General features: G+C 49.8%; 12 protein-coding genes. All 12 read right to left on the reverse strand.

The window, feature by feature from the left end; all coding sequences use genetic code 11:
- Positions 1–2: 2 nt before the first annotated feature.
- Positions 3–734 (reverse strand): ABC transporter ATP-binding protein, encoded by a 732-nt coding sequence (locus tag JMF85_RS17530; RefSeq protein ID WP_201318627.1) that lies wholly within the window; start codon positions 732–734, stop codon positions 3–5.
- On the reverse strand, positions 727–2,547 hold the full coding sequence (locus JMF85_RS17535) for a branched-chain amino acid ABC transporter ATP-binding protein/permease (protein WP_201318628.1): 1,821 nt from the start codon (positions 2,545–2,547) through the stop codon (positions 727–729). Before JMF85_RS17535 ends, JMF85_RS17530 begins: the two co-directional genes overlap by 8 nt.
- Positions 2,544–3,437 carry a branched-chain amino acid ABC transporter permease gene (locus JMF85_RS17540; RefSeq protein ID WP_201318629.1) on the reverse strand — a complete coding sequence of 298 codons (894 nt, stop codon included), beginning with the start codon at positions 3,435–3,437 and terminating at the stop codon, positions 2,544–2,546. Before JMF85_RS17540 ends, JMF85_RS17535 begins: the two co-directional genes overlap by 4 nt.
- A gap of 61 nt (positions 3,438–3,498) precedes the next feature.
- Complete coding sequence (locus JMF85_RS17545; protein ID WP_196426822.1) at positions 3,499–4,770, reverse strand: ABC transporter substrate-binding protein; 1,272 nt, start codon at positions 4,768–4,770, stop codon at positions 3,499–3,501.
- A 173-nt stretch (positions 4,771–4,943) separates the two neighbouring features.
- On the reverse strand, positions 4,944–7,256 hold the full coding sequence (locus tag JMF85_RS17550) for a hydantoinase B/oxoprolinase family protein (protein WP_155614031.1): 2,313 nt from the start codon (positions 7,254–7,256) through the stop codon (positions 4,944–4,946).
- Between the two features lie 2 nt (positions 7,257–7,258).
- The gene (locus tag JMF85_RS17555) at positions 7,259–9,403 is read right to left on the reverse strand and encodes a hydantoinase/oxoprolinase family protein (protein ID WP_127605969.1); all 2,145 of its coding nucleotides are present in this window, start codon (positions 9,401–9,403) and stop codon (positions 7,259–7,261) included.
- Between the two features lie 128 nt (positions 9,404–9,531).
- Positions 9,532–10,884, reverse strand: a complete 1,353-nt coding sequence (locus JMF85_RS17560; protein ID WP_201318630.1) for an MmgE/PrpD family protein — start codon at positions 10,882–10,884, stop codon at positions 9,532–9,534.
- 238 nt (positions 10,885–11,122) lie between these two features.
- On the reverse strand, positions 11,123–12,412 hold the full coding sequence (locus JMF85_RS17565; RefSeq protein ID WP_201318631.1) for a dihydrolipoamide acetyltransferase family protein: 1,290 nt from the start codon (positions 12,410–12,412) through the stop codon (positions 11,123–11,125).
- Positions 12,409–12,627 (reverse strand): tautomerase family protein, encoded by a 219-nt coding sequence (locus JMF85_RS17570; RefSeq protein ID WP_054798966.1) that lies wholly within the window; start codon positions 12,625–12,627, stop codon positions 12,409–12,411. Before JMF85_RS17570 ends, JMF85_RS17565 begins: the two co-directional genes overlap by 4 nt.
- Positions 12,628–12,686: 59 nt before the next feature.
- A complete protein-coding gene (locus JMF85_RS17575) occupies positions 12,687–13,682 on the reverse strand; it encodes an alpha-ketoacid dehydrogenase subunit beta (protein ID WP_127605963.1) in 996 nt (331 codons plus the stop codon).
- 27 nt (positions 13,683–13,709) lie between these two features.
- Entirely contained in the window at positions 13,710–14,723 is a 1,014-nt protein-coding gene (locus JMF85_RS17580; RefSeq protein ID WP_305781548.1) for a thiamine pyrophosphate-dependent dehydrogenase E1 component subunit alpha, read from the reverse strand.
- Positions 14,720–16,135: a dihydrolipoyl dehydrogenase gene (gene lpdA / locus JMF85_RS17585; protein ID WP_201318632.1), complete on the reverse strand. Its 1,416-nt coding sequence runs from the start codon at positions 16,133–16,135 to the stop codon at positions 14,720–14,722. Before lpdA ends, JMF85_RS17580 begins: the two co-directional genes overlap by 4 nt.
- Positions 16,136–16,142 lie beyond the last annotated feature (7 nt).

The raw sequence follows: 16,142 nt of genomic DNA on the forward strand, positions 1-16,142 counted from the left end.
CTCTAATGGTTCCCTTTACCCAAATAGATGGACGAAAGATCGTCGGAAGCGAGCAAATCTTTCAAATAAGCGCTGTCCCCGCTTTTCACGATTACGCCGCGATCCAGCACATAGCCATAGTCGGCGATGCGCAGCGCGAGAGCCGCCATCTGTTCCGAAATAAATATAGTCATTCCCGCCTGATTAAGCTCTTGCAAAAATGCATATACCTCGTCGATAATAACCGGAGCCAAACCCAGAGACGGCTCGTCGAGCAGAAGCAATTTAGGAGCCGAAAGCAAAGCCGCCGATATAATCAACAGCTGCTGCTGTCCCCCGCTGAGCGTGCCGGCCAGCTGATGCTTCTTGCTTTCCAGAATCGGAAACCGCTGAAACACCTGCTCAATCTTGTTAGCTATCGTTTTCTTCTCAAGCCTGGGTGTACGAAAATGTGCGGCCAGCCGCAAATTATCGTGGACCGTTTGGTCCTTGAATAAACGGCGCCCCTCCATTACGTGAGCGATGCCTTGTTTGACCCGGGCTTCCGTAGGCCATGCTGCAATGGAGATTCCTTCAAACAGCAGATCGCCCTCCTCGGGCGTTACCAACCCGCTGATGAAATTAAGCAGGGTCGTTTTCCCCGAACCGTTCGCGCCAATGATGGCGGTAATCCCCTTGCTTCGAATGTCAAGAGAAACCCCTTTCAAGGCTTTGATTGGACCATAACTGACATGTACATTCCGCACGCTAAGCATGATTCGCAACCCCCAAATAGGCTTCAATCACCTGCTGATTCGTTTGCATGCCCTGCGCATCGCCCGAATAGATCATTTTACCGGAATCCAATACGATCACCTCATCGATAAGACCCATTAGAAATTCCATATGATGATCAATGAGGATGACCGAGATCCCTAGCGTCTTGACATACCGGATAAGCTTGCTTAATTCCTGCATTTCATGCTCGGACAATCCCGCTGCCGGCTCATCCAGGAGCAGCAATTCAGGTTCAGCCAGAATCGCTCTTGCCACTTCTACCATTCGCTGTACGCCGTACGGTAAATTTTCGACCAATTCTTCCGAGTACTGTGCGAGTGAACAGAGCTCCATCATTTCATGAACTTTGACCAGCATTTCCTGTTCTTCAAGCAGAGAGCTTTTCAAATTGAGAACGCAGGACACAATGCCGGATTGGTATTTTTGATGTCTGCCTAACAGCAGATTTTCCTTGACCGTCATATTGCCGACATTGTGCGGGTCCTGAAAGGTTCGAATAATGCCCTGACCGGCAATGGCATGCGTAGGCATATTGGTGATTTCTGCCTTGCCGAAACTGATTTTGCCTTCAGTCACCGGGTAAACGCCGCTGATCACGTTGACCAATGTGCTTTTCCCCGAACCGTTAGGACCTACCAAGCCCAGAATGGTACCTTGCCCCAGCTCCAGGCTCACATGCTGCAGCGCGCGAAGTCCGCCAAAATCCTTGATCACGCCTTCCACCTTTAACTTTTTGTGATGAGGCCTGTAGGAAAGCGTGCGTGCCTCCCTCCCGGGAATGCGCAGAGGCTTAACCTCAGAAATCGGCTTTACCTTTTGGAGACGTTTTTCCTTGCTAAGTGCCGTACGGATTCCCAATAAGCCGGCAAAGCCTCTGGGGATAAACAGAAAGGAAATGACGAGAAGAAGCGAATAAATCATCAGCTGATAATCTTTAATAAATTGCAGCTTGTTTGCAATAAAAGTCAAAAATCCAGCGCCGAGAATGGGACCGATAATGGTTCCGAATCCGCCAAGTATGCCCATAACAAGAATTTCAATCGATTGCATCATGCCGAAAGAATTCGCCCCGATGTAAGCCATCAGATGCGCATACAGCGCACCGGCAATACCCGCCAGGCAAGCGCTCATCGTATAGGCGAGCTGCTTGACCCGGCCCGGAGAGATGCCGATACTGGATGCGGAGAGTTCGCTCCGGTGAATAGCCAGAAAGGAACGGCCGTAGTACGACTGGACGAAATTCCGCAGCATCCACACAATCAACGCGACAACCAGAAATACGATCCAATAATAGTGGATCAAATTCAATTTGATGCCGAACAAAAGCATGGTGCCCAGCTTGGGAGAAGGGATTCCGCTTAATCCCATGACCCCACCGGTGACGCTGGACCATTCTTTGATGATCTCCTCGATCACGAAACCGAAGCCCAAGGTCATCATCGCCAAGTAAAATTCTCTGACTCTTCCGGCCGGAAATGAAACAAGAAATCCTACCAATGCGTTTACAGCAGCCGACAGTAAAATCGTAACATATAATGGAAAACCGAAACGCACCATGAAGATGGCGGAAACATAAGCACCTATCGCGTAAAACGCCGCATGGCCGAGAGAGATTTGACCGCCGAGACCGCTCAGCAGGTTAATGCTTTGCGCTAACAAAATATTGATTCCCCAAAAAATAAACAGCTGCACATTAGAAGGTGACATAAACAATGGAGCTGCGGCAACCAGCAGAACAAGGATCATCGTCAATACGGGCTGAACGCCTTTCTTCATGCTCATCGTCGTCATACTTTCAGCACCGCCCTGGACCCGAACAAGCCTTCGGGCTTTATCGCGAGAATGAGGATCAAAATAGCAAAGGCAACCCCGTGCTCTGCGGAACTGGACAGATACCCCCCAACCAGTTTTTCAATAACGCCGACCAGTATGCCGCCTATTAAAGCGCCTTTCGAACTTCCCACCCCGCCAAGTACGGTCGCGACAAAGCCAAGCACCATAATGTTCATCCCGAAGTCAGGGCTGACCGTCCCGTAAATCGGTGCGATCAGGAAACCGGCGATGCCAGCCAAAATCGCGCTCAAAATAAAGGAATACGTAATGACGAGCTTCGATTTTATTCCCATAATGCGGGCTAATGTCGGATCGTAAGAGACCGCTTTCATTGCTTTCCCCCATATCGTCTTGTGCATGACCATTTCCATGAACAGCATGATAAATAGCGCAGCGAATAAGACGAGCAAGTATTGGGAGGACAACTTTACGCTGAGCAACGGAACGTAGTCCGTGCTTGTGAACAGAAATGCAGGATACGCTATCGCTTGCGATCCCCATATTTTCGATGCCAGCGCCTGTAAAAACAGTCCGGTACCGAGCGTGGACACGACCCATCCCATACTGGAAGGATATTTGATTAAGGGACGAATCGAAACCCTCTCCAGTATAATTCCCAGCAATGAAATGCAAATGAGTCCAAACACAATGGCGACTGCCCAGGAAATTCCCATATTAAGAAATGATAGAATGAGCATGGAACAGAACATAATAAACGGCCCATGACCGAAGTTGAGAACCTTGCTGGACCAAAATGTCATGTTAAACCCATGAGCTACGAGGGAATAAACGGATCCTACACAGACTCCGGCAAATATTAATTCAAGCAAAAATTGAATATTCCCCATCCTGTTTCCTCCTCGAAGATAGATGCGGAGGGTAAACCGCCAAACGTCGCCCCCCGGCATTTTATTTCTTATAAGGGACCAATTGGATGTTGTCTCCATTTTTCACATACTGGAACAATCCAAGACCGTCAGTGCCGATGGCGTGATGCTTCTTGCCGCTAAACGTATAATTGGCGTTTACCCCTTGGTAGTCTTTCATGGATTCCAAAGCCGCGATAATATCGGGCGTTTTCGTGCTGTCGGCTTTTTTAATCGCTTCAAACAGCACAATGGCTCCATCGTAGGCATTGGTGACGTTCAAAGACATGAACAGCTGGGGCGTATCTCCATCTCCCCAATACCGGTCTTTCCCGTATTTTTTCATATAGGCGTCGGCAAATTCCTTGGCCGGTGCGGACAACGGGTTCTCGCCGAACGCTTTGATCATCGTACCGATCGTGCCGACGACCAGATCGCCCGCGCCTTCTTTATACGGATTGGAAAGGGCGCCATTCGTCGCAACGAGAGGTACATTCATGTCCAGACGGCTCATTCCCTTACGAATGTTGGCCAGATCGGCGCCTAAACCGACGCAGACGATGACCTCCGCTCCCTCCTTTTTCAGCTTGGCCAATTGGGCCGTCATATCCGGCGCTTTCTGGTTGTATTGTTCACGTCCGACCGGAACGATGTTGTATTTCTCCTTCAATATTTTCTCTACCAATTCCATCCCGGATTTGCCGTATGCCGTACTTTCGTGAATGAGGCCGATCTTTTTCCACTGCTCACCCGCGAATGTAGCGAGCACATCCGTTTCCACATCGTTTTGCAGCGCGAAGGAAAATACCGTTTTTCTCGGCGGGTTATTTACACCGTTAGGATACGTAACGTCGGTAGTCTGGGCCACGGGGTTAATTTGAATGATTCCGTAAACTTCCGTTAAAGGTACTGTAGCTAATGCCGGACCGCTCCCGGCAGGGCCGATGATCGCGACAATGCTTTTATCGTCAAGAAGCTGCTGCATATTGTTCGCCGCCTTATCGGGAACAAGCTGATCGTCCAACGCGATGAGTTCGATCTTTTTTCCATGAATCCCGCCTTGCTGGTTCCACTTTTCAATGGCCAATTCGACCCCCCGTTTATTTCCCTCCCCATATTCGTTATAAGGTCCCGTCAATGCGGAAGTCATTCCGATTTTGATTGTACCTCCACTTGCTCCGCCGGATATTGCCCCGTCGGATGCGCTTTTTTGCGGTTCAACAGCGGTTGAATTGGCACATGCGGCAACGATTAACATCGCGGACGCAACCAACAGACTCGACAACGTTCTCCATGTATTCGTACTCTTCTTCATTTCGCGATTCCCCCCCATTTTACAAAAAAATGAATAAGACCGGATCATGCTGCATGGTGGCGCACAACACTGTACCATCAACATACCATGCAGATGGTATGTTGGTGGATCTGCTTGCAACTATATCCTTCCCGGCAAGTGTAATCTTGCCGGGAGGATGGGGATCAGGTGTATTAACTTAGTAAAAATTCGTGTAGAGGTTCATCTCCCTCTCGAACAACTTCCGTCGAGAGAACCGTAGCGCAGGTCGGGCAGAAGTATTCATGATACAACACATGCGCATCGACGAAACGTTTTAAATCGACGCTTTTTATGCCGACCTTCCCCACATCGCTTTTGCGAACCGGGACACGGGACTTGTAATTCTGATCGCCGGTTGCGAGCACTTCCCCGCAATGGGAGCAGCAAATTTCTGTCGTGCCATTTGTTTTGTTGAACCAAAAGTTATCGCCTAATGTCAGCATGCCTTGTGGAACACGAAATTCCTGAAGCTTGAACTCCAAATGGGTGGAGACAGGAGCTCCTGCGTCTTCGAGACGCTTCCTCCGGTTTTGCAGCCGACGTTGCTCCGTGCTTCTCTCATCGACCGTCATCTCCTCGGTGAAAATAACGCCATATACCGTTTCGGCAAAAGAGACGGATGTAGTACCGGCCAGCACATCCTGCCGCACACGCTCAGGGTCGCGAAGCAAAGGGTCACCATAACCGGCGCAGGAGCCCCAGTTCCATTCCAGAACATCCGAGTCGCCGAGTGCCAGAGCAGGTCCTTTCCCCGTTAACGAAGGCCGCTCGCCAGAGAGTTCATCCACATTGTCAATGAGGCGGCCCGATTGAAGAATTTCTTTAATATTTGACGATTTTATTAATACCGTCTCGCCACGGGTACCCGGCGATCCTCCCAAAATGCCGGAGGTTTTGGGAATGCCCTCGGCGGTATATACGCCTAGACCGACTTGGCCTTTGTGCGGCATATAGGCGAGGATACCGCCATTGCCACCGCGAAATTTTCCTGCTCCGGCCGAATCCTGATGTTCCTTGCGGTAGAGATATAAAATCGGCCAATCGCGTTCATAGCCTTCAACATTGGGCCCTTGACCTTCAGGAATCCACCATTGTCCGTCTGCGAATGAACCGTCACGGTATGGAGTGGCCCCGCTGCTGCCGATCATCGTATCCAGCATCGGTCCGACATAATACTCTCCACGCTGGTTGGTTCCTGCATGAATTTGGATTTGCCACTGGCCGTTCGTGGTACTCAAAGCCAGTTTATGAAGATCCGGATCGCTGGACGATAGCAGCATTTTGGACACAACCGAGTTCGCCATCGCTACCCCAAGCTCCGTTGCGTAAATGCCCGCCGGGCTTACCGCGACTCCATAGTCAGGACAAGTCATGGTGCCAGGGGTAGGAATAAACTCGCAGTGCCGGGCCGCTCCTCCTCCGCCTGCCCCCATTTGGTCGGCCAATAAGATCACGTTAAAAGCCGAGAGAATGGCTCCTCGCCAAGCGGCAAACGGCAGATTAATCGCACCGGCTTGCCCGTCTGTTCCTTCATTTTTAACCGTCAACGTGTTGCCCTTCTTCGTAATCGATAGTTCGATCCGGTACACACCGCGATCACCTGTAACCGCCACTTCCTGATAGGCACGCTCTTTCCACGTTCCGTCCGGTATGGTCGAAAGACGATCAAGCAGCGCCTTTTCACTTGTATTCAGCACCTTTTTCATGACGCCCTTTACGGTCTTGGATCCATACTTTTTAATCAGACCCAGGATTCTTGCACGTGACGCATGACAAGCGGCGATTGCTGCCCGCAAGTCCAACGCTACATTAACCGGAGTACGAGATTGCCGTCTGAAGGCCGCTTCAATTTCAATATCCAGCTTCCCTTCTTTCACAATCCTGACTGGCGGAAATACCGGCGGGTCAAAATAAATGTCTTGAGCGTTCGGACAAAAGCTTCCCGGAGTCGTTCCTCCTACGTCATTTTGGTGCAGGCAGTTTGCAACCCAGCAGAAGATCTGGCCTTCCCAAAACACAGGAGCAAATATACCTACATCCGGTTGATGTGCTGTGCCGACCCATGGATCGTTTTGCAGAAACACATCGCCGTCATGAATGCCCGGTTCTTCTCCCCGTTTCTCAATGACATACTTGATCATGACATCCAGCATACCACCGAAATATTGAAGATAAGGGCCGAAAAAAAGAATTTCCGCATCCTCGGTAAAAATGGCGGTTTGGAAATCCCTTGTTTCCAGTGTGATCGGGGATACCGCCAAATTTTCCACAATCTTGCCTTGTTCCAGATTGACATTCCAAAGATTATGACGAACCACTTCATACGTAATCGGATCAATCTCTTCCTCATATTCGCTGTGAAGGCTTACCGAAGGGGGGACTTGTAAGGGGTCGATCGGGATGTACGCTCGCTGAACGCCGTCCCAAAACTTACGATGCTGCTCCTGCTCCTGCAGTGATTTCATGGTTATTCCTCCTCCAAATTGGAATTGATCCGAATCATGTAGTCGCCATGATCCGTTTTGGTAACGGTTTGATTTTCGTTCACCACGATAGAGGTCCCGTGCAAATCAATGACGGCCGGTCCTGCCACCACATTCCCGCTTGTCAGTAAACTTCCATTGTAAATATCGGCATCTACAGGCGGACGATGGCGGCTAAAGTATACTTTACGGCTTGGCTTCCTGGCATGATCGCTTGGAGATTTGCTGCTATGTAAGTCCACTTTTCTGTCAAACTTACGCACCTCTACCATCGGTTCGCAGCGGACAGAAACAATTTCAATCCTTGCTTCAGGCAGGAGTGCGGCCGATCCGTATCGTTCCTCATACTGACGCGAAAATTCAGTAAGCAGCTCTGTCAGCATAGTTTCGTCCAATTTTCCCGTCGGAACCTTGATTTCCAACTCATGCCGCTGCCATTGATAGCGTATTTTCGCATAGCGTGAAAAGTGAATGGGCGTATCTTCACCGATTTCTGTTGCGACAATCTCCGCTCCTTTCTTTTCCAATTCAAGGAATGGCGTTTCGAGACTTTGCGGCGAAAAAGGCGAGAGAAGCCCAACTTCTCCTTCAAGTTCATAGCGGATATCGCTTGAGGATATACCAAATGCTGACCAAACCGAGGAAGTTTCACCGGGAACAATAATCATTTTGATACCCAAATCACGCGCATAAGCCGCAGCATGGATAGGACCTGCTCCCCCGTATGCGACTACTGCAAAATCCCGTGGGTCAAAGCCTCTTCCGATAACCTCGTTCTCAATCAGATTCGCCATTTTCGCATTGACAATCTCCACCGTCCCCATTGCAGCCTCAATAATGGAAATGCCAAGCTGTTCGGCAATTTTACCCATGGCTTTTTCCGCCAGCTCCACGCTTGGTTTAAGTCCGCGACCCTTTCCGAATCCAAACACCGCTTCCGGATCAATATACCCTAACAGCAGGTCGGCATCGGTTACCGTCGGTTCTGTGCCTCCCAACCGGTAACACGCGGGACCAGGGTTTGCTTTTGCGCTTTTCGGCCCTACCCGCATGGCCTTGCTGTAGGGATCAATCCACGCGATACTTCCGCCACCGGCACCAATAGAAATGATTTCAACATTGGGCACGTTATATTGATACTTCTCTAAAACCGTTTTTTCGGCGGAAAGCGGCTGTCCGTCCCGGATAATCCCGATATCGAAGCTGGTGCCGCCCATATCGGTACCGATAAGATTATGAATATCTAACTCCTTCATGATCTTTACGCAGCCCATGATTCCGCCGACAGGACCCGAACCGATTGTTTGAACAGGCAGCTGCTTGCTTCGTTCGAGCGGGATCATCCCCCCGTGACACTGCATGATCAGCAGAGGAGCTTTGACGCCTTTCGTTTGAAGACTCCCGCTGATTTCCTCCAAATACTTGGAAGTAACCGGCCCGACATAAGCATTGATGACCGCCGCCACCGTCCGTTCGTATTCTCCTAAAGTTTTTGTCACCTCGTGTCCGCAAGTAACGAAGACGGAATCGTCCATTTCGTGAATAATTTCCTTGACCCGCTGTTCATGTTGCGGATTTTTAAACGACCAAAGGAATGAAATCGCGATGGCATCCACGTTTTGATCCAACAGCTTACGGGCGGCTTCCCTTACCTGACTTTCAATTAGCGGTACAATCACTTCGCCCTGCGAATCGATTCGCTCGGTAACCCCAATGATGAGTTCCTTGGGTACCAGAGGTTTTGGCTTGGCCGTCTCTGTCACCTTCAATATATTTTCCGACGGCTCTCCCGTCACACGTCCCAATCCGCGCATCATGTTGATCGTATCCTCGAAACCATAGGTTGTCAGTAAGCCTACACGTGAGCCATTATTCTCCACCACCGTATTGGTTGCCACAGTAGAGCCATGTGAAATCATGCTGATATTTCGATAAAGTTCCGCCGGGCTTAAACCAAGTTTCTCGCCTGCGGATTCAATGCTGTTAAAAAAACCGGAGTTGAATTTATCATGGTAGGTGGTCAGCGCTTTTCCTTCAACAACCGTCCCATCACTTGTAACAAGCACGGAATCCGTAAATGTTCCGCCAATGTCGACAGAGCAGATCAAGTCAAGCTTCGAACTTCCCATACACACGCTCACCCTTTCAAATTTTGTAATCTGATCATAACATACTGACCAGATGGTATTTTTATTCGTTAAAGAATTGCCATCAAATAACCGACCGGACGGTATTTTAATGACATTAAATAAATTTTTTAGCTGACTGCTGTCGTATTGGGCATAAGGGTCGATAGATTGGGCTTGTTCTCGAGAGAAAGCAGTTCATGGATTAACTGCTCCAATTGTTCCGAAGAAATCTGCATCTCTTTCCTGAGATCGCGAATCATTTCAATATCTCTTTCAGTCTTGAAATTATAAAAGTCCTGCGTAATACTCATTTCTCTCACCAATTTTTGGCCATTTTTGAGTTCTACCGTGATTTTATTGCATAGAGGATTCACCGTTTTTTCAGGAATCATGATCGTTTTGTCGATTAACTGATTTAACGTTTCATGATCGAATCTTTTGAGGTTTGCTAGCGTCATTTCACCGTCCATCAAAGAGGACGAGACGCAATAAGGGGCACTCATCAACGTCTGACTGATATTTTGAAAAGGACCTTTGGAACTCATTCCCGGATAATTGGCTTCATAATCGTTCATTTCGATTACGATGCTTTGAATCTGTTCCACCTGGATATCAAATTCCTTTTTCATCTCAAGAGCGTTGATCACAGGAGATTGATTGAAGGCACAAACCGGATACAACTTGAAGGTCACATTTAAGATTTCATACACTTTGCCTAAATGCTGTACACATTTTAACGGATCTTTATGATTTCCAGCAAAAGCATGTAAAAAGCCCGCATTTCCTTCGAAAGCCAATTTGGTGGCAACAGCGCCGCTTTGAGCCAATAAAGCGCATAATATTCCGTTTTTGGCTGCCACCCCATTCTCAAACCTCCATTCCATAGTCCCGGCTGCAAACGCTTCCAAAGTTCCGAAAGCAAAGCTTGCTGCAAAGCCTAAAGCATGAGCGGTCTGTTCTTCCGTTAAGTGAAGAAGCTTTGCCGCCGCGGCAGACGCTCCCAAGATGCCATAAACCGAGCTCGCCCTAAATCCTCGCGGTGTAGATTGGGAAGTGTAGTGCCTGCTAAGGGCACCTCCAACTTCATAGCCCGCTATTAGCGCTGTCAGGATTTCTTTTCCGCTGGCCCCCCTTGATTCTCCCAACGCCAATACAACCGGAATGACGATTGTACCCAAGTGTGCCGTATTATGCGTGTCCTCCTGAACGCGGCTGTGAAGCATGACAGCGTTTGCAAAAGCGGCTTCCATAACCGTACATTTGGAGCCGTTGTACAATAAAGTCGCTTCATGTGCGCCTCTGCCGGTCACGCCGGCGATTTCCGCAGCAATTCGCGGGAAATCCGTGTCGTAACCAGCGAGACCAACACCAATTCCGTGGATGAGGCAGGTTTTGGCTTTTTGCACAACTTCAACCGGGATTTCCTCAAAACGCAGACGATGGACGAACGAAGCCAGTGTTTCACTAACGGTTTGAGACATTTCTCCTCTCCTTTCAAAATGAAAAATCAATCGTTAGTTGTGAGAATAGTCTGTATGTTCTGAATTATATCATCGCTTCATTTACACAGTCAACGTTAATTCGTTAGGGTGAGTTGAAATCCGGATAATTAGCTGATCGATAAACTTCGGTTGACCTGATAAACGAAGGGGCAGCCTTCCGATGTTCAGGAAGGACTGCCCCTTTATTCCATATTCAGTTGCAACCTTACCGATGCAGTTATAGCAATTGCCAATCATCCGATTGCAGCTTCTCGACTAGTTTCTTCATAAACGCTGCAGCTGCCAAACCGTCAATGACGCGATGGTCGAAAGAGCCGACTAGGGTCAACATGGGGCGAATCTCGAACTGACCATTGATGACGACGATCTCTTCTACAGTCGTTCCGACTGCAAGTATGCCGGCTTCCGGCGGATTGACGATTGCGCTGAACTCTTCAACGTCCATGGCCCCCAAATTGGAAATCGTGAATGTGCCTCGCTGCATGTCATCCCCTTTAAGCGTTCCGGCTCGGGCAGCGGAAACAAGCCGTTCACGCACTCCGGAGATTTCCATAACCGAAAGCTCGTCGGCATGATGGATGACCGGCACGACGAGCCCATTCGGCGCGGCGACAGCCAGGCCGATATGGATCTCCTCGTACTCCACAATATGGCTATCCGCTTGGTCGGGCGTCCCTACGAACGACGCATTCAACTGCGGAAATTCACGTAAAGTCTCCGCAACAGCACGAATTAAAAAATCGTTAACCGAAATTTTTATGTTTCTCGAGCGGTAAATGTGCGGCTGTATTGTATTTTTCACGGCCAGCAGCTGGGTAAGATCGACTTTTCGTTTCACATAGAATTGAGGAATCGTAGTGACGCTCTCCACCATGCGCCTGGCGATGATTCGTCTCATTCTGGATAACTCAACAATTTTCGACTTCCCTTGATGTACTCCGGTGTTCCTGGCAGACGTCGCCCCCGCGTTGTTCCTTGATGCTTCCCTGCTTTCCTTGGGTGCGAGCGGTATCTGTTGTGCGGCCTCCTCTACGTCCGCATACAGAATCCTTCCGTTCGGCCCCGTTCCTTGAAGCGTGGTGTAGTCGATTCCGAGCTCTCTGGCTCTTCTGCGGGCAGATGGGGAAATCGCGATGATCCTGCGGTCCCGGTTAAGAGGCAGCTCCGCATCCGGCGAAGCAGCTGCGACTGCATCCTTCGCGCATTCCGTGTTCGGCTGCGGCCGTTCCGTAGGAGAAGCCGCTTCGCGGACGCTCGCTTCCGGGGTCTTCTGTTCGCTTTTCAGCCTTAGAAGCGGGGCCCCGACTTCAACCGTGTCCCCTTCGAGAACGAGCAGCTCCTCGATGACACCGTCCTGCGGCATCTCAACTTCCAGGACCGCTTTATCCGTTTCGATTTCTGCTACAACGTCGCCTTTGCTGTAAAGCTGTCCCGGTTTTACTAAAAAACGTTGAACGATGCCCTCTTCCATCGTCAGCCCCATTTTCGGCAACCGAACAACATTCATTGATCGTTACCTCCGCTTTCGTTTTTTCTCCTTGTATCGTAAACTAATTCCCCGGCTATGCTGAACAAGTCAGCCTTAAGCTCGATCAATTCCACGCGCACATAATCCGGCGTAACAGATAATGCTTCGCAGCAAGCCTTCGTGATTCCGGCAACCAGCTTTCTTTTCGTTTCCAAATCCCGGCCTTCCACCAATTTCAGTTCAATATAGGGCATGTTAAATCTCCTCCGATTCCTAATGTACGAACCTTCTGCTTCCGCTTCAAAGCGCCCGGTTAGTTTACAGGCTGATTGCGGTAAAGTTGTGATTTAACGGCAGAGACAATGTCCGAGACCTGCGGAAGCGTTTCTTTCTCTAACGTTCTGTTAAATGGAATCGGCACATCTTCGGTAGCTACGCGTCCGACCGGCGCATCCAAATAGTCGAAGGCTTCTTCTTGTATTCGGGCTGCAAGCTCAGCGCCCCAACCGAAGGAACGAGTCGATTCATGCACGATAACGGCATGCATCGTTTTCTTTACGGAGGCCAGTACAGTGTCCATATCCAATGGACTCAGCGTCCGTAAATCGATCACTTCGACGGAAACATCTTCCTTGGCCAGCTGTTCCGCTGCGCGCAAGGAGAAGTCGACCATTTGAGAAATACTGATCAAGGTTACATCCTTTCCCTCCCGCTTTACATCTGCTTGGCCGAGCGGAATCAAATACTCTTCTTCCGGCACATGGCCCTTTTTCGTGTACTGCATTTTATTCTCGATAAAGACAACCGGGCTATTCTCGCGAATAGCCGATTTCAGCAATCCTTTCGCATCGTAAGGGGTGGAAGGGAGAACGACTTTCAATCCGGGGATGTGAGCAAAGAACGTTTCCAACGATTGAGAATGTTGAGCACCGTTACCGCGACCGCCCCCGCCTTGCGTTCGAATAACCAGTGGAACGTTTGTTTGTCCGCCGGACATGTACTTCATTTTGGCGACCTGGTTAATGATCTGGTCCATCGCAACGGCCGTGAAATCGACCCACATGATCTCGATAACCGGGATCAATCCGGTCATTGCAGCGCCCAGACCGGCCCCGATAAAACCGGCTTCAGAGATTGGCGTATCCCGGACCCGCTCCCTTCCGAATTGGTCCAATAATCCCCAAGTTACCTTGAACACTCCGCCGTAGTCGCCAATGTCCTCTCCCATGATAAAAACCCGCTGATCTCTTGCCATTTCTTCACGCAAGGCTTCATTTAACGCCTGCACCATCGTTAATTCTCTGGTCATTGTGTTGTAACATCCTCTCTGCCGTTTCTAGATTACGTCGGTGAAGATTTCCTCGAACCCGGGTTCCGGACTTTGCCGTGCAAATTCGGCTGCCCTCGCTATTTCTTGCAAGACCTCATGATTGATAGCCTCCAATTCGTCCGCACTGGCTTCTCCGCTAGCCACCAATTTTGCGCCAAGGCGCTTGATAGGCTCCTTCTCCCACCAAGCCGCCACCTCTTCCTTGGAACGGTAAGTTTCCGAATCGCCGTACATATGCCCGTTAAGTCTGTAAGTTTTGGCTTCAATAAATGTAGGTCCTTCTCCCCTGCGCGCACGTTCTACAGCCTCGGTTGTGACGTTGAAAACAGCTTCAACATCATTGCCGTCAACTATAATTCCAGGGATGCGAACCCCTTCCGCGCGATCGATCAGATCCTTGTTCTTCAACGAAAATTGAATCGGCGTCATTTCGGAATACAGGTTATTCTCACAAACAAACACGACAGGAAGATCCCAGATGGCAGCCAGGTTCATCGCCTCGTAGACAACGCCTTGATTGATGGCGCCGTCTCCGAAAAAAGTAACGCTTACGCGATCGGTTCCCGTCATCTTGGCCGTTAATGCGGCTCCGACACCAATAGGGGCACCGCCTCCAACAATACCGTTGGCGCCCAGGATACCGTTCTGCACATCGGTAATGTGCATCGGACCGCCCTTTCCTTTGCAATATCCCGTTGCTCTTCCAAGTACTTCGGCCAAGAGCAGCTTGGGATCGGAGCCTTTGGCTATGTGCTGGCCGCGTCCCCGATAGGTGTTGGTCAGGTAGTCGTCTTGTCTCAGAGCACTGCATACCCCGACCGCAACCGCCTCTTGTCCGATGTAGGGATGGTACGACCCGCCAACCAAACCTTCCTTGTACAATTCGATCGCTTGTTCTTCAAAGCGACGAATCAGCAGCATTGTCCGATAAAATTGTTTCAAACGATTTTCCATCTGATGCACCTCGCCTTTTACATTATCTGATTTGCTATGTACCGCGAACGTCTTCCGCTTCGTCACAAGGAATGCACGCCCTTGCCCATACCTGCTTCTGAGGCTTCCATCACGATTTCACCCAACGACGGATGAGCATGAATGGTTGCAGCTATATCCTCCAGAGTACTGCCCATTTCAATAGCCAAGCCGATTTCTGCAATCAGATTGGCAGCCTCGATTCCTACAATTTGCGCTCCAATGATAAAACCCGTGTTTGCTTCTGCGATAACTTTCACGAAGCCCTCCCCTGCATGCAAAGAAAGCGCTCTGCCGTTGGCAGCGTAGGAAAACTTGCCTGTCTTCACTTTGTAATTTTGCTCGACGGCTTCCTTCTCCGACAGACCGATTGTTGCGATTTCCGGATCGGAAAAAATGACGGAAGGGATAGCCTTGTAATCAACTGCACTTGGATGACCGGCAATAGCCTCCGCCGCCACTTTGCCCTCATATGAAGCTTTGTGCGCAAGTGCAGGTCCCTTCACCACATCTCCGATTGCGAATATGCGTGGATTGGACGTCCTGCCTTGGCGGTCCACGTCAATGAAGCCTTTCTGATCAACCTGCACATCCGCGGCTTCCAGGCTCAATGGATCGGTATTCGGCTTTCTGCCAACGGCCACAAAGAGGTAGTCCGCATCCATCTTCTTCTCTTCTCCCGAATGCGTATAAGTAAGTGTCACGCCGCCTTCCGCCTCATACGCCGCCTTGGCGCTTGCGCCGGTAATGATTTGCATCCCGTTCTTCTTCATTTTCTTCTCGACGATAGAAGCAAGTTCGGACTCAAAAGTAGGCAAAATATGCGGAGCATATTCCAGCAATGTCACTTTCGTACCAAACTTTGCAAACGTTTGGCCCAATTCAACGCCAATATATCCGGCGCCGATGATCGCCAAGCTTTGAGGAATCTCTTTCAGCTGAAGGATTTCCTTCGAAGAAACAATCCGATTACCGAACGCAAATCCCTGAAGCTCCACCGGTCGGGACCCTGCGGCAACAATGCAGTGTTCAAACTTGACAATTTTCGAGCGGTTGCCGTCATCGATCCGAACTTCATTCCCGCTCTTGAATTGCGCCCGGCCTTTCACATAGGTAACTTGGTTGCCGCTTAATAAACCTTCGACGCCGTTTTTCAGCTTCTGAATGATTCCATGCTTCCATTGCTGGACTTGAGCATAATCGATGGAAACGGACTGGGCTGCGATCCCCATCTTGTTATGCTTTGAATTCACAAATAACTCATACGTTTTTGCTGCTGAAATTAGCGCCTTTGAAGGAATGCAGCCGCTGTGCAGACAAACCCCGCCGGGCTCGTTCTCGTCTACGACAGCGACGCTTTTTCCTAATTGCGAGGCCCTGATGGCTGCAACGTAACCGCCGGGGCCGGCGCCGATCACCAAGACATCAACGTGATCCGGGCACGATACCGATTCGCTCACTTGAAAT

The organism is Paenibacillus sp. EPM92 (assembly GCF_016586185.1).
GTDB classification, from domain to species: Bacteria; Bacillota; Bacilli; order Paenibacillales; family NBRC-103111; genus Paenibacillus_G; species Paenibacillus_G validus.